This window comes from Providencia sp. PROV223 (genome assembly GCF_028479245.1).
Lineage (GTDB): Bacteria > Pseudomonadota > Gammaproteobacteria > Enterobacterales > Enterobacteriaceae > Providencia > Providencia rettgeri.
The window spans coordinates 15,332-35,981 of the sequence record NZ_JAMPNG010000029.1; the positions used below are offsets into that span (position 1 = coordinate 15,332).

Genomic DNA, 20,650 nt, shown 5'->3' on the forward strand with positions numbered 1-20,650 from the left:
GTTCAATCACTTTATGGCTACCTACTCTGTGAAAGCAAGTAATATAGCCATAAAGTGATAAAAGAAGCTAATATGGAAAATAAACAAAACATTGAAAATCAAATTCTTGAGCGGTTGAATCAACGACCAGAGGTGCACTTATTTGTTCAAGATGTCGTTATTTTAATTTCACAAGCTATTGATAAATTAATGTTAAAAGTTTTCAGAAAGGATGACTATGCAGTAAAATATGCAGTTGAGCCTCTTTTAACTGGAAATGGCCCATTAGGGGAGTTATCGGTTCGTTTGAAACTCTTATTTGCGTTAGGGGCTATTTCTCGTGAAACCTATGAAGATATAGAATTATTTCTTGCTTTGAATGAGTCATTATCTGCAGAAAAAATAAATATAAATTTTACGGATGATGAAATTTTAGGCAGTATTAAAATGCTTCATTGTATGGAACCATTACCAGAAATGATGAGATTTAATCAGCCGGAAGATCTTATTGATAATCAATTAATTGAATTGCAAAAACACCGTTTTCAGCAAATGATCAAATCTTCATTGATATTGTCTGTAACAGCCTTAATTACCCAAATTATCGAAACGGATGTATTTTAAAATAGGTTATTCTATTATCTCTATTTTACTGTTTACTTACCAAGGTAAATATGTTTGAAATAATACGTTATTAGCCGAGAATCAGCAGAGTATCGAATGAATATTATTATTGCACATGAAATAACCACCGAAGATAAAGAAGAGTTACTTGCAGGGTTGCGTAGTTTTAATACTCAGTTTTTAAATGCCGACCGATTTGATTCATTAGGAATTTATTTTAAAAATGATGATGGTGTGATGCTTGGTGGTTTACTTGCCTCAGTTAAGGCAAATTGGTTATGTATTGATTATTTATGGGTTAGTGAAAGTGCCAGAAATGATGGATTAGGGCGTGAATTGATGTATACCGCTGAACGGGAAGCAATAAAATTAGGTTGTATTCATAGCTTAGTTGACACATTTAGTTTTCAAGCCTTACCATTTTATGAAAAATTAGGATATGTGAAACAAATGTCATTACCTGACTTCCCGGAGACAGGCATGCAACGACATTATTTAACTAAACGTGATATATAAAAAGTACCTATAAATTATGGCATGATCGGTTTAGTCGATAAATATTGTGCTGCATAATCAGGTAGGCGAGCCTTTAATTTATCAATTGTTATTTCAGCAATGACACCACTTGTCGGTACTAACTCGTTTGTTTCAACGAAAATATTCTCTGAACAAAAGAACTGATTAGATGAGAATGATTTTTCTGGTGAAGTAACTAATGGTTTGCTCTTAGTCCTATTGATAAAGCGATTAGAGAAAACTAGATAATTTTTAATATTAATAGATTTATCTTCAGTATCTACAAAATTTTGCCAATAGCTAATTAAAGCGTCAGATAAATAATTATTAAAAATGAAGGTGTCTTGCATAATTAGCCATTTGTCATCGACATTGTCATAGGGGCGTGCATTAAAAGAAATGTGATTAAGATAGTTACCAGCAAATACGAGTCCTTTTGCATTACGAAACTTTAATTGACCGGATGGCTTATCATCTTTTGGCCAGCCAGAGAAATAATTTTGAATAACTTCAACTTGTTCATACTGTTTAATATAAATACCATGATCACGTTGTATATCATCTTTATCTGTTTTAGGATTGTAGAGAAAGATTTGGTCACTACCTGAAATAAAGTTTTTACGAAATATCCCTTTTTTGAGATTACTCGTCGAATACCAACCGGAAACAAATTCACCTTGGGCATCATCAAAAGATATTAATTTTTTATCTCTTAAACTTAAAAGTGTGGTGAGCAGTATCTGTGTTTTTTTATCAAGCCATGGTGTTGCTAAGTTAATCTCATCGACCGAACCTAAAAAATTTTGTTCAATTAATAAACCGGAACTATTACCATAAGTACTAAGACCAACTCCTGCATAGTTACGCCCACGCATAAAAACATTACCATTTATTGTATAGAAATGACTAGAACAGGTCAGTTGCGCTGTGCTGTATTCGGTTATTGTGTTAATAAATACATTATGGCTAATACGAATTGCAGATTTGTGTCCATAAAAATGTATTCGAATATTGTCAAAGATTATGTTCTCTATGTTTATATTTGACACTTTTGTTCTGTAGGTACTATCACCGAACATAACCGATTGTCCTTTGGGATTTAAACAACGAAAAACTGTGCCTTCTATCGAACCCAATAAGGAATTATAAGATGTTAATAATACATCGCTAGCAAATAAGTAAGTACCGGCAGGGAAATAAATACCTTTATGAGATGTGTTACTTTCTTTAAGTAAACTTAATATCGCCTGACTTAAATCTTTATCTGTATTTGGTAATATACCTGCATCTTGTGCATTGATATAGCCATCCGGTGTGTCATTGCATGTGGGGCTTTGATTTATCATGTATATATCCTATCGACGGTTTTATTGTGGGGATATGAATAGTGTCACTTATAATTATCTGGTACTTAGCTATAATACTAGACATAAGGGGTATAAGTATATTGTTTTATCAATAATTCAGCAATATAAATTAAAATTAGCGTGATCTACATTGTTTTTAATACATTGATATTTATGCTGAAATCATTTGCAATGTATTGTTATGAATAATATTTTTTAATTTTTGGTTCATCGGCATGGTTATTATGTAAATCTATCATTCGCAGTTTGATTATTAATAAATGAAGGTAAAATATGAAAATTTGTATTATAGGGACGTCCGGGGCAGGAAAAACAACATTATCTGCCAAGCTAGCCGATGAATTTAATACGCCTGTATATGGCTATGATGAAATTTATTGGAATAAAACTCAGGCAGAATATATCAAAAATCCTCAACCTATTATTAACGCATTAGTCTTAGAGATAACATCTAAAAAAGAATGGATTATTGAAGGTGCTTACGATAGGCGTTTAACTCCCTTTTTTCATGACTGTACGTTAATTATTCGCTTAAATGTACCTTACCATATATGTGCCTTTAGAATCGTAAAACGATACCTTGCATCTAAATTTACAACGATAGGGCCCAAAGAGACATTTTTCAATACAGTTGAGTTACTACGCTTTGCAAAGCAATTTGATAAGCAGCTTGATGATTTCTTTGCACAAAATCCTTTATTTTCTTCTAAAGTCATCATTATAGATAATTCCAAACAATGTATTGGTACGATAAAAAAACATTTAGAATAAATAGGGTTCAGTGGCCTGTCCGGCTCTTACAGTATAAATAATTTTAGCAATAACTTTATTTGTACATCTATCAGTTGGTTTATGCTCTCTAAAGGCTGTTTTTTCTTCATCTCTTTTCTTCTGGTATCGGCTAAATAAATTTGCCCATAAAAAATACTATATACATGAGTACTTAGATTCCACTAGAAATTACTAGACCTTCTTGGAAGTAAAAATAATTAATCAATTCTCGTATAAAAAATAAAATAACATTCAAGCGGCCAAGTCATTTCAATCACTCAGAATGGCACTCAATCAGTTGGTAGGAGGAGGGATCATTAATTAAAAGTGACTCATTTTTAATTAAATATCTATTAGCATTTTTGCTTATAACGAATTGAGGCGGGGGGATTTTACAATCCTGTTCATCAATAATAGATGCATTAAATCCTGTGGCTATTTCTTTTAATGTATAATTCCCCTGGCAAGAATATAATTCTTGCCAGGATGAAATAGTTAACTTAGCCTCATTGTTAAATTTAAATTTTAGATTAATAAGTGTATTAACATCATTATTTGATTTTTTCTCGGAATAGTGTAAATAATAGCAACCAATGGTTTTAGTTGCATATGCACAATTTAATATAATGAATGAGAATAATGCACTAATAAATAGAAGGTAACTCATTTTTGATTCATTCATCGATGATAACTAGTATACATAGCGTAATAGCAGAAAGTAAGTTAGCACTGCGTTAATTAACCGATTAATAAGCATTTTGACGAACATTAAAGGGTTGTAAAATCCTATTTCAGATTTCAATCATTTGTTATATTTGTCTTAATAATGAATTCTAAAATTTCTTTAAACATTTTTTTTCTATCTAAATTTATAGAATATTTAGGCACTGTACCGTCATCGTGCCCGCCCTCATAATCCATTGATGGCGTACTTTTCCATTTATTGCTAGATTTGAGTAACGTATATTTGCGCTTATCGCCATTCATCTCAGTAGAACGGTTGTCGTCAGACAGAATCGCCCGTATCTTTATGTTTTAAGTTAGACCCCATAATGCTAGGTAAAAAAATAACAGGAACCACTTTGGTTGCAGGGACATAAAGATGGGCTTTGGCGTTCCGTGATTGATGTTCAGTCGTACATTCCCAAGAAATCCGTTTTTTCACATCAAATTGACAAAAATGGTGCTGGATATTTTCGCCTTGTTCATCCTGACTCATTGTATTTTCTTCAAATTGAGCATGCCGATGATTGATTTGATATTCCCACTTATACTCAAATACATTTATTTATGAAAAATAAGGCGAGAATGATGGCAATATCGATGAGCAATTTATCGAGTGATAGGGAATTATTTATTTTGCTGAATCAATGCATATCGGTTCAATAGTTGTTTAAAGTGAGTATCAATACGTTGATATTCTGATTCAGGTACAGTGCCTTGCGCTTGTAATTGTTCTAGTTGGCGTAGTTCTTCTTCGAGTGGCAACCCTTGATTAAAATGTTGACGTGCATTAAAAATAATCGTTTTTAATTCAGACCCAGTGATATAGCTGCGAGGTTTACCATCGAGACTGTCTAAGCGCGTACTGAGATTATTTAACTCTGACATTCCTTCAGACCACTGTTGGAGTTTATCGCGAGATGACGCATTGATTTGCATATTTTGCTGCCATTTATCGTTTAACGCTCTGACTTCTTGCCGTTCACCATATTGCTTCGTGAGGTAACTCACCATGCTTAATCCATACTGCTGAGACCAAATTGGGGAGACGGACTCTAATTCTACGAGGTAGTTATCGATTACCTTGAGTTTTTCAGGAGAAAAACTATTCGGTTGCGCGGCATTAGGTTGTAATTGTTGCTCAAGAATTGAGGCAATATTCGGCGTAAAGTCAGGTAACTGGGGTAGCGCTTGCGCTAAAACGTGGTTATTGATTTGCGGGTGTAACACATACAAAGTTCCTGCACACAGCGCGCCTGTGAGCACAATACCGAAAGCCAGACCCACACAAATGCCTTTGCGGTAAGAAGGCTTGGTCGGTGTCGGTGTACTGATAGTGGCATTGGCCTTGATGGAAATTGGCGTTGCTGCGGCACGGGCATGAAATGATGATGGTGAGGTTTTCGGCAATTGCAGCGGCGTTGGTGGAATAAAACCACTATCGGGAACATCGGTATTTTCGAGCTGCTTGGCTTGAGTGGTGAGCAAGTTTTGCAGTCGTTCCAGCTGAGTGAGGTGTTTGAGCTCTAATGTTTGCAGCAACTGTCCAATTTGGTTGAGCGTCGCTTCAGTTTGATACAGTGCTGGCAGGTCTGCATAAACAGGTGCATGGGCGCGTAACCCTGTCATGAGTTGTTGGCTCAGCGTTGCGAGGATCTCAACCCGGGCATGGGTCTGTTGTGGCCATAATCCTTGCCAGTGGCGGCTCAGTAAATGTTGGAGTAAAGATAAGCCTTCGTTTAATCCCGCAATGCCATTTTGATGCTGGCGGATCAGGGTAAACCATGCGCAAGTTTGTAAATCAGCGCCATTTTGGTTGAATAAGGACAAATATAGCCCATGAGCTCGAGCCCAGTCAACATCAGGGCGGGCAGGGTGGAAGCGTTTGTTTAACTCGTCTTTAAGGGCAGAGAAATCAGTCAGGGTGCGAGGGTCGCCACCAAGGCGTAATGTGTTTAAATCTGGGGTCATAGTCTTCTCACGCTATCGTCGGTTAAATCGTATCGAATTGTTTTTTCAGATGGTGGACGAGAATGCGTCCATCCGGCATAAACTCAGTGCCATAACGGATTAACCCTTGCTCATGTAATTCAACCTCAAGGGCGTAATGGAGTGCCCCAAAGCTATTTTGCGGTAATAACACTAAAGAGAGTGATTTGATACGGGGCTCATACTTGAGTAACGTTGCTGATAAAATGGTCATCATATTGTGAGCGGTACCGGGGAGACCTTGGATCATTTTACTCATATCGGGGAGTCCGTAGTCGGGAAGATGTTCGATGCTACCCGCTCTGGCGTTGAGAATGCGGCGAATATTGTCCATCACGGATACCATCACTTGGTCATGTTCTGGGATAGCATCAATATCTAATCCTCCCGCAAAATACCCCGTCAACATTTCATATAATGAAGGCTGGGACATGCTATTTTTCTCCGAGTGGTTTCAAGGTCATGGTGTTATCCGCGAGGGTGAGTAAGCGTGGATCATCGGGTAATAACCGCTTTTTGGGGATCACCACGCGCCAGTCGTCGGTGATAAGGTCAGGGTGATGGAACATTACGGCAACGGCAACAAATTCAGCACCGTCCTCAAGGGGCATATCAAGAGAAATTGATTCGCCAGGGCGAATTCGCAGGTCTTTTTGTGTGACTAATGAGGATTTGAGTACTTGGCTATCTTTAGCGAAAAGGGTGGCATAGTCGCTTTCAACAAAGCTTTCAAAGTTTTTTAGTTGATAAACACGGATAATCGTTGATAGCGAAGCGCCAGTATCGTCAGTATTGAGTGCTTCGCGTGCCACGAAATCAAGATGGACGACTTTCACTTGCTTATAAAATATCGCGTTTGCTGCACTGCGAGTGCCATCGCTGACCATTTGAGTAAGTCCGCATCCAGTGAGGTTTAATGCTGTCAGAAGCACCAATGTCTTGCCGCAAAATGACAATAAAGGGAGTTGTTTCATAGGTGAGTCCCAGAATTAGAATCGATAATTAGCATAATGTGAGGGCGGCGTAGAGTGTGATGTTGCCGATAACCGCTGATAGCGCCCCAAATTTAAGGTAATAATGTGTTCTCGGTGAGGGGCATTAGGCGCCAATGTGCCCATCGCGGCGGTACGTCCCAGTTGAACACCTTGGCGAGATTGCGTGCTTAACGTTGCGTTAGGGAGCAACTTTCTGGGTAATTTGAGACAAAGACGGGCATTGACTCTTGACCCTAGGTAAACATGCAACAGCGCCATTAAATCTTGATACAGTTGTCCGTCAGGCAACCAATTGCGGGCTTCATTAAAGTTATCTGTCTGTAAGGTAATCAAAATTTGGCTGTTTATATCGGTAGAATACTGACCTAAAACAGGCTTATTGGTTAAGGTCATCGGTGTTCTGCAGGATAACCCTGTTTGAGTGGCTTGCTCAATGCGTCTTGGGTCATGAGGCTTGATGTTAACTTGGGTATCAGGCGCGAGTAATTTAACTAATGATATAACCCCTTCGGCGGTACGAGTTGGAAAACGTAGCGTACCCAGTAATGCGAGAAAGCGGGATAAAGGCGCTTGCACATGTTGAGCAGTGCCGGGGATCCCCAAGCCAATTAACCCATACAAATACTGGGAAGTTTCGTCTTCACCTCCCGATAAAAATGTTGCAGGGTAAGAGTATTTTCGCCAAATACGATAAAACTGCGTCGTCAGTCGGTGGTTAAAAATATCTAAAAAATCGGTAAGAGACTCGGTTCCCTCACGTCGTTGTGCAATGTCATCAAGGTAGGTTGTCGGTAGCGGGGAAGTGACACCATATAACCCTAAAAATGTCGTTCGAATACTGGGTGTGTTGCTATCTCGGTAGCGGTCTTCAATGTCGATGCCTTTAATTTCGGTGACAGGAAAACCCATCCCACGATGGGGACGAAACCGGATAACATCTGTTTTCGGGTCTTGGGTGCTACCGAGTGGCGGGCGCTGTTTATTACTCTGTTCTAGCAGTTGGCAAAACCGATAGAAGTTAACCAGTGGTAGACGCTCCCCTAGTGCATCAAAAAGCGGATTTACTGAGGATGATTCTCTGTCCATGTGAGGCTATTTCCTTTTGGTACAATATGGAGAGTTAATTGGTTAAATAGATGCACGTCGGTATAAAGCGCGAAAAAGCGATTGAGCATTTCACCAAAGAGATGAATATCACCTTCACCGTTAAATCCGTTGCTATCAAGGGTGATATCGATGGCAATACCACGCTGTAAAAAGCCTTTTTCGAAGCGCTCAATAAGGTGCTGTTCAACGTGGATCATGGCATCGAGTTTGCGGCTGTTTAGATCATCATCTCGCCAGTCATAGAGTGCCAATGTGCCACGTAATACTTCTACGTTATCCATCATATTGAGGAAGCTAGCGCCAAGGTGACTGAGGACACGCCAATGGAACCGATCTTCTGCAGGGGGATAGCACGGCAGGGTTGGCTTACATAAATTACGAACCTGCAATTGGGTTTGTAGCGTTTCTTCGGTTCTGTCGAGCAATGTACTTTGCAGCGCTTTGCGTGGAAGTTGTCCGTTAGTGCCGGTTAATTGTAAAGATAAGGTTTCACTTTCAAGGGTAGCGGTCGGTTGTTCGCGTTCTCCCCCTAAAATCAGCCATGTATCATGTAACCCACTGACACCGCGCTTAACACGAGTGTGGTAGTAGTGTTCTGGCGCATTGCGGCGCAACATGCCGCCTCTGTGGCGGAAGCTGCTGAATGGAACATAGTGAATGTGTTCATCTCGTCTTGTGCCATGAACCGTATCGACAGCATAAATTTCGGTGTGCCCATCTTGTAGGCGACGGGGACGCAGTAAATATTCACTTTCTAACCCGTTAACGGTGAGTGGGTCAGCTTCAATATTGAATAAGTTGATCACCGGAACGCTGTGCAGTTTTAGGTTATCCGTACTTAATGGAATGTCGCTATCCCATAGCGTATCAAGCACAATTTCGAGTTCAAAATGACTCAATCCTTCAGGTAATTGAATTTCACCGAGCCCGTTTAAGTTGACGAAAAAAAATTTTTCACGGAAAGAAAAATACTCCAGTAATAGCTGGTAGCCGCTGAAAGTGCTATCACTTTTAGGCCACAGTTGGTCTTCTTCAGCAAAGCCCCCCGGGGAAAACCAAAGGGGTAAACGAATACGATCAGGGGACGATGGCAGGCGAATATAGGTGGCTGCAACTTGCTTAGTCAGCGCTAAATGGAGTGCATAGGTCGTTGGAACGTCACCAGAGAGATAAAAGGAGAGTGCATTAAGTGCGGTTTGTTTCCAGTCAGCGAGCTTCGCACAATCGAACTGCAAACGAATTACGGAACGGCCATCAGGCTCTGTGGTTAAATTAACGGTTGATAGCACAATGGGATTGAGCGTTAAGTCTCGCGTTGTGCGATAGCGACAGACGGTCTTTTTGGGACCAATCGGGCGCGAAAGCACTTCAAAGTTAGCAGGGATCACCGATGAGAGTTTCATATCGTGAATATCTGGCGCGAGTTCAACGACAGAAAGTGATGGAATGGTTTGTAGATAATGAGGCCAAAGTAGGCTAACTAACCCTTCTGTTAACTCAGGTAAATCATCATCAATTTTTTGGCGCAATTGCCCCATGGAGAAGGCAAAACCTTCAAAAAGTCGTTCAACAAAAGGGTCAGGAATGCCCACTTTGTCTAAATCTAATAACGCCGCACGATCGGGGTGAGCTTGAGCGAATTCTTTAGCTGCTTCACGCAGATATCGCATCTCCGCATCATAATAGCGAAGGGTTAAATCATCCATTTGTGTGGTTCTCATTGATTAATTTAGGGGTAGAGTACTAAGGCTCGCACAGGATCTAATCGTGTTAGTTGAGCCAGTAACTCAGACATCTGATGATGCAGTTCAGCTTTGTCAGGCGTATTACGCTGCGTTTTCCCTCGCAACAGTTGCAATTGGCGGGCTTTAACTTCAAATAACGAGTGTGGTTCCCAATCAGCGAGACGCATCTGCTCAGCACTGTGGTCTAATTCACGAAGTAAATTCAGTGCCAAATCATAACGAGCAAATTGTTCGGCCACTCTTGCCATCACTAATTGCAGCAACCATTTTTGACGGGGTGTTTGGATATTCGGACGTGACATTAACCAGGCTAATGCGGCTTCAACGCCTTCAGTGTCAGCTTGAGTTAACGCTTCTTGTTCTAACGAAAATATTGAGTCGTTATCATCGTCACTTGTGCCACGAACAGGCATGTGATGGAGAGACTGAATATTCTCTTCTAGAATATGCTGTTTGATCCACGCTAATGTGACTTCATCAGCGAAAGGTGTGCCATCTTCCCAAGCGAGATTTTCTAAACCCGGCAAGCGAAGTAAGAACTGCTTTAAATCAGAAGCAATCACCTCTGCCCAGCCGTCCCACGGCGCAGGGGATTTACTCAATGCCTGATGCAAATACCACTGCACATCTAACCAAAAATGGTTAACTCCTTCTGCAAACAATCGATCAGCTTGCTCGGTGAGTTCGAGCCAATTTTGTTGCAGATATAAACGTTTTAGCTGCGCTTTGGCATCTGAGCGTGGTGGGGCTAATCGAGTACAACCTTGCTGATTTTGTGGTGGCGATTGGTGCAGGGTATCCCAACGGACAGATTTCATCAGCCGGTGACCCGACAGCCAGCCGTTCGGTTGATTACGCAGATAATTGGCGAGTACTTTGGCTTGATCAAGTAATTCTCGACCAGACTGAATAGGCGTGATAGCGCTGATACCCGATGATATCTGTTTCGTTGAGATATTTTCTGTTGATTTAATATTTTGTGGAACAACACTATTCGCACCACCAGATTGTGCAAGTCGATTTTCTAATGCGCGTAGTAGTGGTGCAAGATTAGGACGGTTTGCTTCATCCCATGTACTAAATTCATCCACAATCGAACTAAGTAACGCCACGATACGTGCGAATTCGTTACTATCCACTTCAGGATAAAGGGATAAACTGTCGATAACCCGTTGACCCGCCAACCATTCAATGGCCGACTTTCGGCTATTTGGGCGATTTGGTAGCAAGTCATCATGGTAACGGTGGAGTAACCCTGCCAGTAATCCTAATCCATCGGCTAGGCCCGTTTCACCTTCTTGATGCAAGCGTGCCCAAACGTAGTAAGTGATCACGCGTGCGTCTTTACAGACATGAGTTAAGAGATTTTCGGCAAGTGTACAGATTAATTGTGTATCTGAGCCTGATAGCTTGTTGACTTCTTCTTTCATGCGTTCGAAGTCATCGTCATAGCCAGGGTCTTCCCCAACCGGATTTTCAGCTGTGATTGGCAATAACCAGCGTTCCCATAACACGACTTGTTGTTCCACTAATTGATTAGCGACAAGCGGATTTCCGGTAAAACAGGCTGTGCGTAAGGCAGTTAATAAAGGCATAGGTGATGTCCTATCGAGGCTAATCCAAGAAGATTTTTTCAGGTAGCACAAAGTTACGTAGTTTTAATAGCGCCAGTGGGCCTTGGCCCATTTCAGTGCGCAGTTGGTAATTGAGTGTATTGCCATCTGGCGTTGAAAAAACTTAGGTAATCTTTTGACACATTTATTAGACCCTATGTGCTTTTAGTACTTAAGCGGCGGGGGCTAAAGTAAACAATTTTAGGTGAAATTTAAGCGATAACAACATAATCACTGTCACTTTGGAAAACACTAAAATGAATTAGGCTTATAACGCAGAGAGCCGACAATTCTGTCCCAAATATCGACCATTTCAGATTCGCTATAGCGAGTTTGTTTACGTTTGCTATTTAATGCTATTGTTGCTAATAGCTTGGATGTTGAGGCAACAGATTCATTAGCATAGAGTATGAAGTCATAAACCTGTCGCGTTTTCTGTTCATAATTTTGAGTGCCATCAAAAAGCCATGCTTCAAATGGAATACCATTTGCCATAGACGCATATTTTTTTAAGGTTTTCATGCTTGACGCTTTCAATGCGTCATTAATTGCATCACTTCGACCAAAAAGAGTGTCACTATTGTCAATCATCGTATTGTTAGTATTTATTCCAAAGAGTAAATCGTCGTTTTCATAACTAAATCCGACCTCTATTTTATGTTGACCTCTATCATCAGCAATAAAGCCATTAGGAATACACCAGCCTTTATCGACTGGAATTTCATGATCTAATCGCCCACTTAATCGCGAAATCAACGAGCGCATTGCTGCTAATTTAGTGGGTTTATCATTTAATTCGATTTCAGTAAAACCAGCTTCTAAATAAGACTTTCTTTCATCCGCGTATCTAGCGGCAGACAAATCTCTAATATTTATAGTAATAATAAAAGCAATATGATTGAGATACACATGAGCTTCTAACGTTCGATAAGAATCTTGCGATCCTGATTTATTTTTATCAAATATCACCCCTTGATTGTCGGGAAGCTGAATGACTTCTTTCAACGCAGGGGCATTTTTCTGACTGGTTTTTTGATTCCTAAGCGCTTCTTCACGCAATGCAATACGTTGTTTGAATGCGGGCGGGTAAATAAATTGACTTTCGATATCAAAGTCATCATACGTGGCTTTATGCGTACCATTATTAAAAGACTCAGGAACATCCACCACATAAATACCCGCACATTGCGGTTTTGTTTTTGAAAATAACGGTTCAACCATAACAGCGTCCTTTTTAACAATGGGATTTGCATACAACGTTGGCGTAAAAAGCACTAGGCCTAAAGAAAAGCAGATTGAGCGCAACGAGGTCTTCATTAACATGCGGGTACCTCTTGGACCATTTTAGCGATGGCTCGCAGGGTAAATTGCAGTGCAGGGCGTTGATGAATATCCTCGAGGTTTTTGACTTCATAAGCGCCTTGATGGTCGACATCCGTTGCTAACACACTTTTAATGGACTGCCCATTTTGATGTTGGATTGTCTTAAAGGACTCCGCAGGAACCGTACCATCTCCCGCAGATTTTGAGGATTTTAATTCATAAAGACGGGAGCGGTTAAACGGCAAAGGCACTTCACGGTAGTTATTGGGAATTTTTTTATCGCCGTCATGCATATCTTTCGGGTACGTGATTGACGTGATATGCCATTTCACTGAGCCATCCGACGGCCTTGTGTGCCCATAAAATGCATAGGTATTGGGATGATAACCAGCGACATTTAACGATGAAATAAAAGATTTAACCTTATCTTTCATAAGGTCGAAATACTCTTTCCAGTTATTTTGGCTAACCCCCCCTGCTTTATCGATGATATCGGACTCATATAACCGCCACCATAAGGTTTTATTCAGGTAAATCTCACCAAACGGATCGCCTTTTTGGGGTAAGACTAAATCACTGCCATCAGCATTCCCTTTTTCAACACTAAACCACGCCATCCCATGGGCATTACTGGTATAGTTTGGCGCAGGCAATAACTGTAAAGGCGCAGGGGCACGGGCTAATACCGGCATCAATTCTTCGGCGGATTTCCCCATGACAATACCCGCCAATCCTTCTTGTTTTCCACCCACTTTCATTCGTCGATAGGCGGCGGGTGACCCCAAATCCGGAATGACGCCATGAACAACGCCTAACACCTTATCCTGACACCCTTTAAATTCGGCATCGTCTGGCGGATTCATGGCATAACGAGCCACTAATCCTCCCATGGAATGCGTAACTAAAATCACTTTTTCAATCGCGAGACCATGTCCGTGTCCATCTTGACTTTGGTAATATCGGAGGGTTTTATCAATATACTCAACCAATTTAGCGGCAGAAATGGCATTATCTTCCAACCAGTTATACCCAAATACATGCAAAGGATAGAGAAAGCTCAAAAAATGACTGGCTTCTTTTTCGGTTAAGCAATCTTCATTTTTATCTTCAGTGCCTAACACGGTATTGCATAACTGGCGGACAATACCATTCTCTTTCGGGTTATCGCTGATACCCGCTTTACCATCAGCACGCCGTCTGGCGGCTTTTTGCCAATCATCTAACAACGCGCCTTGAAGCACGCTCAATGTATTCCCATAGCTAAAATTGAGAATTTCGCCCCAACCCCGCTCTTTTCTCGGTTGAAGTAATGTTCCACAATCCCCCAGACCATCATCCGTAATTAACGAATACACCTTCGAATTAATGACACCACCATTATCAACAATTGTTTCGTCGGGATTTAATAATGCTCTACGTTGTTTTCCATTTAATCTAGCCCAGTCAAGATAAACTTGTATATCGTTATCTCCACGCCAAATCATTTCATCTTTTTCAAATTTACCACCGGATGACTTTAAATTACTGCCCATCACCCCGGGTAAAAAAATGACTGGAATAATTTTGGTTGGAGGAACCACGCATTTGGCTTCCGCATTAAGGGATTCGTGTTGAAGTTCAACCCCTTTCCAATGACATTTTCCTTTTTCATCCCATTGAGGGTGATAATATGAAACGTGTTGGCATTCGCCGATTTCAGGAGTCTTTTTCTCTGACATGACGTATGTTCCTTTGATGTTTTGTTTTGCGATGTCCGATTCTTTGGTACTGATAAGATCTATTGTGTCAAACGGATGAGTTTAATGTTCAATACTGCCCACTAGATATCATCAAAATGATTTTAAGATCCTACAAATATCTATCCTGAAGTTTTATATCAGTTTTTGAGCGGTCATCGTTCATTTTTTGCACCATAATAAATAAAATGTTTCAACCAAGACGCATTTTTATTTAGTGAGCAACGTTAGAGAGTGTTTTTAATATACGAAAAACATCAAATCGAAAATAACTATCAACGATGATCTAATTATCCAAGAAGATTTTTTCAGGTAGCACAAAGTTACGTAGTTTTAATAGCGCCAGTGGGCCTTGGCCCATTTCAGTACGCAGTTGGTAATTGAGTGTATTGCCAGCTGGCGTGGTCCATGACACGGTATAGCTACTGGTGCTTCCTGCATAAGGCGCGACATTGGCTATATCGAGTAAACGGATTAACCCCCAAACACCACGATGATCACCATAGAGTCGGGTACCGGTGGAGGTCGTCATCCAAGACAATGAGGCGCCTGACGCGACGGTATCGGCAGGCCATACAAACCGTTGCCATTGAGGGAATTGGTTATCGTAGGTGAGGTTTTGCTTATCGATCACCAGTACCGTTTGCATCACTTGTTTACTGGTGCCTGGGCGCATTTCGAAGTATAGGCGAGCTTCTCCGTTTGCGAACGCTACATCGCCTAGCTCACTCAAGGTATTCATCGCCTGAATAAACTCAGGGTTAAAGCGTAAGCCTTGAGCATTCGTGCTATTGGGTACCCAATGGTTGCCTTCTTTGCGTAAGACACCTTGCAAACGTGTTTCTAAGAAACGCTGAATACGTCCACTATCAGGGCGAAGATATTGTGCCATCAGAGGCAAAGAAATATCGCTTTGCGTATCTTTCAAGGGATAGCGACCGCCAAAGGCGTTGTTCCATTCATTAACAATCGCATTTTGCCATTCGCTATTAATGCCTTGGGCAGTTGGTGTGAGCAATTGCTGCCACGCTTGGGTCATCGGCTCCACTAACAGTGCATCGCCAAAAGGTTGCCACTCTTGACCAAAGCTGGCGGCAATCAAGCTTCCCATGTCTCGGGTTTGTGCAAAATCGACACTTTTACCTTCTAGAATACTTTGTGCGAAGGCTTGGGACATGGCTTGTGGGTCGGGGGCATTTACCACTTGTTGAAGTTTTAATCGCACACGAGTAATACGGGTTAAATACGCTTGTAAACTCAGGTTATCACCGGTTTGTGAGGTGGCTTGAGGATCAACAAAGTTTAGGATAGGACCAAACGTCTCTTCCAATGGCCCCGTAAAATCGGCTTTTTGGTTAATCACCGGTTTTTGTTCTTTGTTGAGCAGCTCTTTTGCCGAGTTAACAAACGAGTCGGCTAGTTTTTCTGTTTGGCGTCCGGTTTTTCCTTGGTAGGAAAGGGTATTCATCAGGGCAATGACCGGAGATTGGCGAACATCGCTCATTAATGTGAGCTGGTCAATAGTATCGGACAGGCTGTCGGTCTGTCGCCATTGCAGGCTGTTTAAAAAATTTAACCAGCTACTTGAAAAATCGGCAAAATAACGCTCGGTGAGTTGCTGTTTAAGTACGTCAGGCGAAATATCTTGGCTAAGTTCATGCTGGTTGTCGCTCAATACCCAGTCAATTTCATTGCGTCGCGATTCGACCGTTTTTTTGATTGCTGGCTCAATGGACTCTTCCCATGCTTTGCGAGTAAAAATTCCCGGTACAAACTCATCGGTGGTCAATAAAAAGCTAACATCGGTATCGTTTGTCATGTCATTGAGAGTCATATCCGGAAATTGATTCTGTGCTTGCAAAAGCACTTTTTGGTATAACGAAGCACTTTCGCTGCGTTGGCCGATTTGTCGAATGAGTAAGGTACGGCTTTGATTAATCAGATTATTGTTAGCCGATAATTGCCAGCCAGGATGCTTGGGTAGCTGCTGCGCGTAGAACATGAGCAACTCTTTGCCGAGAGTGTGCCATTCTCCTTCATCCATTCCCTGAGGGGCGGGTAGGGTAGTTAGGATACTATCAGTGAAAAACGCCGGATCCATGCGTTCAGGCGTACTCATCATGAGATAAGTTTTTAAATCTTGATATGCACGTTGTGTAGCTTGGCGACGCTCATCACTATTTGGCGATAATTGTGTATAGGCTTGCAATCGTTGCTCAAGTTGTTGACGGATATTATCTCGCAGAGGAGGGAGTACCGTCTGCTGATACAACGGCCATAAATGCGCTAATAGCGGCTCATTGCTATTCAAGCCAAAATGCAGCCAAAAAGGCACTGAGTTCTGTTCCCGATGAGTTAACAGCCCAAGAGTTTGCTGAAAATCATACTGAGCTTTGAGGCGTTCAGTTTCCGGTAATTGGCTGTTAGCGGCGACGCTCGCACTTTGGTAGCTCTCTTCAATAAGCTGGCGATTGGCGAAATAAGAGACAATCATGCCTGCGCCCCACAAGGTCATGGCGGTGGCCGCGCCGTATTGAACGAGACGTTTTTTGTCAAAGCCTAAAGAGGCAGGCTGTAAACCGGATGCCAGTTCAGATTGCACATTCAACCAGCTTGTCCAGCGGGTATCAGGGTGCCAACTATTGGGTAACCGTTGCTGATTTAACGAATTGATAGAAGGGCTAAATGCGATGCCAGAAAAAGGCAGCGTACGTAATTGGGTATTGAGTGGCGCTAATGCGGTCGCAAGCTGCTGGCTGCCCCCGTTTTGTAGAAATTGGGCTAAGGCGAGTAGATAGGTGTGTTTCTGTTCGCGAAGTAATGCTTGGGTTCCGTTGATCACAAGTGCGGGGATCAGGCTTAACAAGCTAGGTGATAACGCCTCGGCTGGCATATTTTGCTCTATCATGCAGAGGATAGAGGGCGTTTCAACAGCACTGAGGGATTGTTGGTCACTGACACTCCATACCCAAACAGGCGCACGCCAACCTAATGCTTGGAAGAGGTTTTGGATTGCACGCCCTGCGTTATGGGCTGTTGCGGTATTGAGATTAGTGAAAGTGACGTTGTTGTCTAAAAGCTGGGAAGAAATGCTGTTTTCCGTCACCCAAATCACGCCATCGAGCGGACGACGCCGGCGTAGGTGTTTGAGGGTCTCTAGTCGCTTTGAGTCGATGGAACTGCCGATATCGCCACCGTAGATAAGCAAGGTGCCATCACACTCTTGCCAGATTTCTTGCGTCAGGCTAGGGGCGAGTTTTTCGACGGCGGAGTGGGAGCCGAGGAGGAGCTGAATGGAGACTTTGGAATGCCAGAAAGTGCCGTATTGGTTACGTAGTGCCTGAATAATTTCATCATGCAATAAGCTTATTTGTTTAATCGGCGCATGTAAATCGATTGAGCTATTCTGTGGCTTAAACGCTTTCTGTTCTTGTCTTTGTGAAAATTTATTTTTTATAGGATAAAAATAAATACCGAATAAAGCAATGATACTGAATGTCGACATTCCAATATAGTATGGTGTTAAGTCAAAGGGTTGATATTGATAAGTGACAAATAAAACGACTGATAAACTTAGAAGTAAGACTAAAAAAATCGCAAATAGCTTCCCACGAGGAAAACTTGTGGATATTTTATTTTTCATATTAAGACCTACGAATATAAACCGCGTAACTGGCACCATGAGGATTTGGGTGAATGAGGACTTGGTCTAATTTTGTTTTTAATGATATTTCAGTTACGAGTGAAAGGTATGTAAAAAATGCATTCGGATGAGGCGTTGAATAAGATAATGCTAAAGAACGAATTGGAATAGTTTTATCAAACTCAATATTTTTTTCAGTGTAGGTGATGAGAACGTTATCTACGATATCTTGCTGACTCTCAGTTATCCATGTTTGGAATGTATTCTTTCTCGATATCCCACTGTAATCCACGTATTTCACTATTTCATTATCGATATCTTGGGTGTCTATTTCCATGACGCGTTCGACTTTTACGTTGGCATTATTTGAATTCATGAATTGTTGGTTTGTTGAAAATAGTTGAGCTGAAATAAATTCGCTGTATTTTGCTTGCGACTGGATCGTCACAATTAAAAACATCTTGTTTTGTTCAGTATCATCATAAGCTGAAAAAATATCTTGATAGCGAGGTGATCGAATAGGTTTGAGCTGCCAATGTTCATAAATTAAATTTTCATTACTGATACTATCATCACTGTCGAAGAGGTAAATTTTTGACAGATAAGACCGATAAAGAGGAGACTGTTTTTCGAGTTGTGCATCAAGGGTTGCAATGAAGTCATTATCAAATTGCAAAAGATTGAATAAACGACGAGGTTTATTTGGAAACATCGGAACGGCTTCTGCTTCTTGCAAAAACACGTCAGTACCGTCTTTATCGGGGGTATAGATAACGTTTGCGATAGAGATCACTGAAGATTGGCACCATGCTTGCCATTCCCTTTTTGTGATTTCTTTCTCTTTTTCCCAGTTGTGACAGGTGATCACGGAATGTTGATAACGAACGTATAAAAAACTGATACAGGCAAAAAAGAGGAGGGCGATAATGGCGAATGCGATAAATAATAACCGTGTTTTTTGCTCTGCCGATAATGTGACACTATAGGCATAAACGGCAGCAACTATCGTTACGAAAAAGAAGAGTATAACCTTATAGTTGGGTTTTTCTATCGGTGTTTTATTCGGAATAGAGGGGATCTTCCAATACATCGATTCAATATCCTTATCTGCTTATTTTGTATGGGTTGTGGGCTCGGAGCTGATCACCCGACACCCACATGCACATAGGCACTGATCCACTACAATGGCAATACCATTATCAAAAGCGGAATCAGCCCCTTCTATAATGGTGTTATTTCCGTGTTTGGGGCAGGAAACAAGATCTCCAACGAGTGCAACTTGTTTACCGTCAATGTACATTGTGGATGAAGCCGAGAGCACATGGCCTCCATGGGTATTTTTGTCACCAAGACAGACAAATCCTTTCATTGTGAACCTACTTTTTGGAAATAACGTTATTATCTTTATGCGAAAGTTCAGTCATTGATAATGGAAGACCATTTTTATCTGAACCACCAAAATACTCAGTGTTTTTTAGCCGTTATTTATCGTTCCCTTTCGGATTCGTATCAGAAATAGGGCTTACTGTTTAGATATTTATTATCCCTCTTTTATAGATTAAAACGCATTGGGTTTATAGCGTAACGAGCCGACAATTCGATCCCATATTTCGACCATTTCGGCATCACTGTATGAAGTGAATTTATTTCGATTATTCATACCAATATGTAGTAGTGGTATTATTTCAGTTGATGTTGCTTCATTGGCAAAAAACCAAAAATCATAATATGGTAAATTGGATATTCTTATATTCTTTTCCTTAGACAAAGTTTCCTGGTTTCCTGTCATCAACCATTCTTGTGCTGGAATATTACTAATTGATAAATTTCCTTTTTTTATTGTGTGTAACGCTTGTTGCTTCATTGCCTCATTTATCTCTTTTTCTCGATTTAATAACGTATCATTAGACCCTAAGTAACGATTGTCAGATTCTAAGAACAATAACAATTCATCATTTTTATAGACAATAGCGATTTTTTGCTGGTGCTTATCATTATCATCTAAAATAAACCCATTCGGGATACAAATACCTTTATCGGTCGGGATTTCATGATCTAATCGTCCACTTAATCGAGAAATTAGTGAATACATAGCCGCTAAACGAATTGGCTTTTGGTTTGATTGAACTTCTGTCCCACCTCTAGCTAAAAAACTGGCTTTTCTTTTTTCATACTTTTTATCAGAAAAATCTCGGATTTCAGTAGTAATAATAAAAGCGATATGGTCAACATAGAGATGGGCTTCTAATACCCGATAAGCATCATCTGCCCCAGGCTCATTTCGATCAAAAATAACACCTTTACCGTCCGGTAATTGGATTACTTCTTTAAGGTATGGAGCGTTATTCATCTCATTTTCAGGGCGATTAATTGCTTCTCGAAGTTCTTTTTCTCGTAATTCAATACGTTGTTTAAACGCTGGTGGGTAAATAAATCTGCTTTTGATTTTAAAGTCATCAATGTAAATATCATCATTCAGTTGATTGTTAAATGATTCAGGAACATCGATAACGTAACGT

The 20,650-nt window shown here is 40.9% G+C and carries 18 protein-coding genes; 3 read left to right on the plus strand and 15 right to left on the minus strand.

All coding sequences use genetic code 11. The annotated features are described in order from the left end of the window. The first annotated feature begins 72 nt into the window (after positions 1-72). Together PR767_RS20290 and PR767_RS20295 are read left to right on the plus strand one after the other, a co-directional pair. The gene (locus tag PR767_RS20290; protein WP_004912528.1) at positions 73-603 is read left to right on the plus strand and encodes an MltR family transcriptional regulator; all 531 of its coding nucleotides are present in this window, start codon (positions 73-75) and stop codon (positions 601-603) included. Positions 604-699: 96 nt separating this feature from the next. Further along, positions 700-1,119 carry a GNAT family N-acetyltransferase gene (locus tag PR767_RS20295; RefSeq protein ID WP_272520872.1) on the plus strand — a complete coding sequence of 140 codons (420 nt, stop codon included), beginning with the start codon at positions 700-702 and terminating at the stop codon, positions 1,117-1,119. A gap of 14 nt (positions 1,120-1,133) precedes the next feature. On the opposite strand, the gene PR767_RS20300 is transcribed toward PR767_RS20295, so the two are convergent. Then, positions 1,134-2,465, minus strand: a complete 1,332-nt coding sequence (locus tag PR767_RS20300) for a glycosyl hydrolase family 28-related protein (RefSeq protein WP_272520873.1) — start codon at positions 2,463-2,465, stop codon at positions 1,134-1,136. A gap of 294 nt (positions 2,466-2,759) precedes the next feature. Between PR767_RS20300 and PR767_RS20305 the strand changes: the two genes are divergently transcribed. Further along, complete coding sequence (locus PR767_RS20305) at positions 2,760-3,257, plus strand: AAA family ATPase (protein WP_004912522.1); 498 nt, start codon at positions 2,760-2,762, stop codon at positions 3,255-3,257. Between the two features lie 274 nt (positions 3,258-3,531). Here the strand turns inward: PR767_RS20305 and PR767_RS20310 are convergent, their stop codons facing one another. The 14 genes from PR767_RS20310 to PR767_RS20375 all read right to left on the minus strand — a co-directional run. Next, positions 3,532-3,939 (minus strand): hypothetical protein, encoded by a 408-nt coding sequence (locus PR767_RS20310; protein WP_004912519.1) that lies wholly within the window; start codon positions 3,937-3,939, stop codon positions 3,532-3,534. 324 nt (positions 3,940-4,263) lie between these two features. Further along, positions 4,264-4,476, minus strand: coding sequence for a hypothetical protein (locus PR767_RS20315; protein ID WP_181937046.1), 213 nt, complete (start codon positions 4,474-4,476; stop codon positions 4,264-4,266). A 131-nt stretch (positions 4,477-4,607) separates the two neighbouring features. Continuing rightward, a complete protein-coding gene (locus PR767_RS20320; protein WP_272520874.1) occupies positions 4,608-5,951 on the minus strand; it encodes a VasL domain-containing protein in 1,344 nt (447 codons plus the stop codon). Between the two features lie 22 nt (positions 5,952-5,973). Beyond that, positions 5,974-6,402, minus strand: a complete 429-nt coding sequence (gene tssE, locus PR767_RS20325; protein WP_004912512.1) for a type VI secretion system baseplate subunit TssE — start codon at positions 6,400-6,402, stop codon at positions 5,974-5,976. Between the two features lies 1 nt (position 6,403). Beyond that, entirely contained in the window at positions 6,404-6,943 is a 540-nt protein-coding gene (gene tssJ / locus PR767_RS20330) for a type VI secretion system lipoprotein TssJ (protein ID WP_004912506.1), read from the minus strand. Positions 6,944-6,958: 15 nt separating this feature from the next. Then, on the minus strand, positions 6,959-8,050 hold the full coding sequence (gene tssG / locus PR767_RS20335) for a type VI secretion system baseplate subunit TssG (RefSeq protein WP_272520875.1): 1,092 nt from the start codon (positions 8,048-8,050) through the stop codon (positions 6,959-6,961). Then, positions 8,026-9,777, minus strand: a complete 1,752-nt coding sequence (tssF, locus tag PR767_RS20340; protein ID WP_110732018.1) for a type VI secretion system baseplate subunit TssF — start codon at positions 9,775-9,777, stop codon at positions 8,026-8,028. Before tssF ends, tssG begins: the two co-directional genes overlap by 25 nt. Positions 9,778-9,800: 23 nt before the next feature. Beyond that, positions 9,801-11,411, minus strand: coding sequence for a type VI secretion system protein TssA (tssA, locus tag PR767_RS20345; protein ID WP_110732017.1), 1,611 nt, complete (start codon positions 11,409-11,411; stop codon positions 9,801-9,803). A gap of 270 nt (positions 11,412-11,681) precedes the next feature. Beyond that, positions 11,682-12,752 (minus strand): T6SS immunity protein Tli4 family protein, encoded by a 1,071-nt coding sequence (locus tag PR767_RS20350; protein WP_109911511.1) that lies wholly within the window; start codon positions 12,750-12,752, stop codon positions 11,682-11,684. Beyond that, positions 12,746-14,470: a lipase family alpha/beta hydrolase gene (locus PR767_RS20355; protein ID WP_181937045.1), complete on the minus strand. Its 1,725-nt coding sequence runs from the start codon at positions 14,468-14,470 to the stop codon at positions 12,746-12,748. The genes PR767_RS20350 and PR767_RS20355 overlap by 7 nt, the downstream gene beginning before the upstream one ends. Positions 14,471-14,774: 304 nt before the next feature. Further along, the gene (locus PR767_RS20360; RefSeq protein WP_272520876.1) at positions 14,775-18,131 is read right to left on the minus strand and encodes an ImcF-related family protein; all 3,357 of its coding nucleotides are present in this window, start codon (positions 18,129-18,131) and stop codon (positions 14,775-14,777) included. Between the two features lies 1 nt (position 18,132). Further along, the gene (locus PR767_RS20365) at positions 18,133-19,221 is read right to left on the minus strand and encodes a hypothetical protein (protein WP_196718707.1); all 1,089 of its coding nucleotides are present in this window, start codon (positions 19,219-19,221) and stop codon (positions 18,133-18,135) included. Positions 19,222-19,242: 21 nt separating this feature from the next. Next, positions 19,243-19,500, minus strand: coding sequence for a PAAR domain-containing protein (locus PR767_RS20370; RefSeq protein ID WP_071547911.1), 258 nt, complete (start codon positions 19,498-19,500; stop codon positions 19,243-19,245). A 189-nt stretch (positions 19,501-19,689) separates the two neighbouring features. Then, positions 19,690-20,650: T6SS immunity protein Tli4 family protein (locus tag PR767_RS20375; RefSeq protein ID WP_272520877.1), on the minus strand; the 961-nt coding region annotated here is incomplete at its 5' end.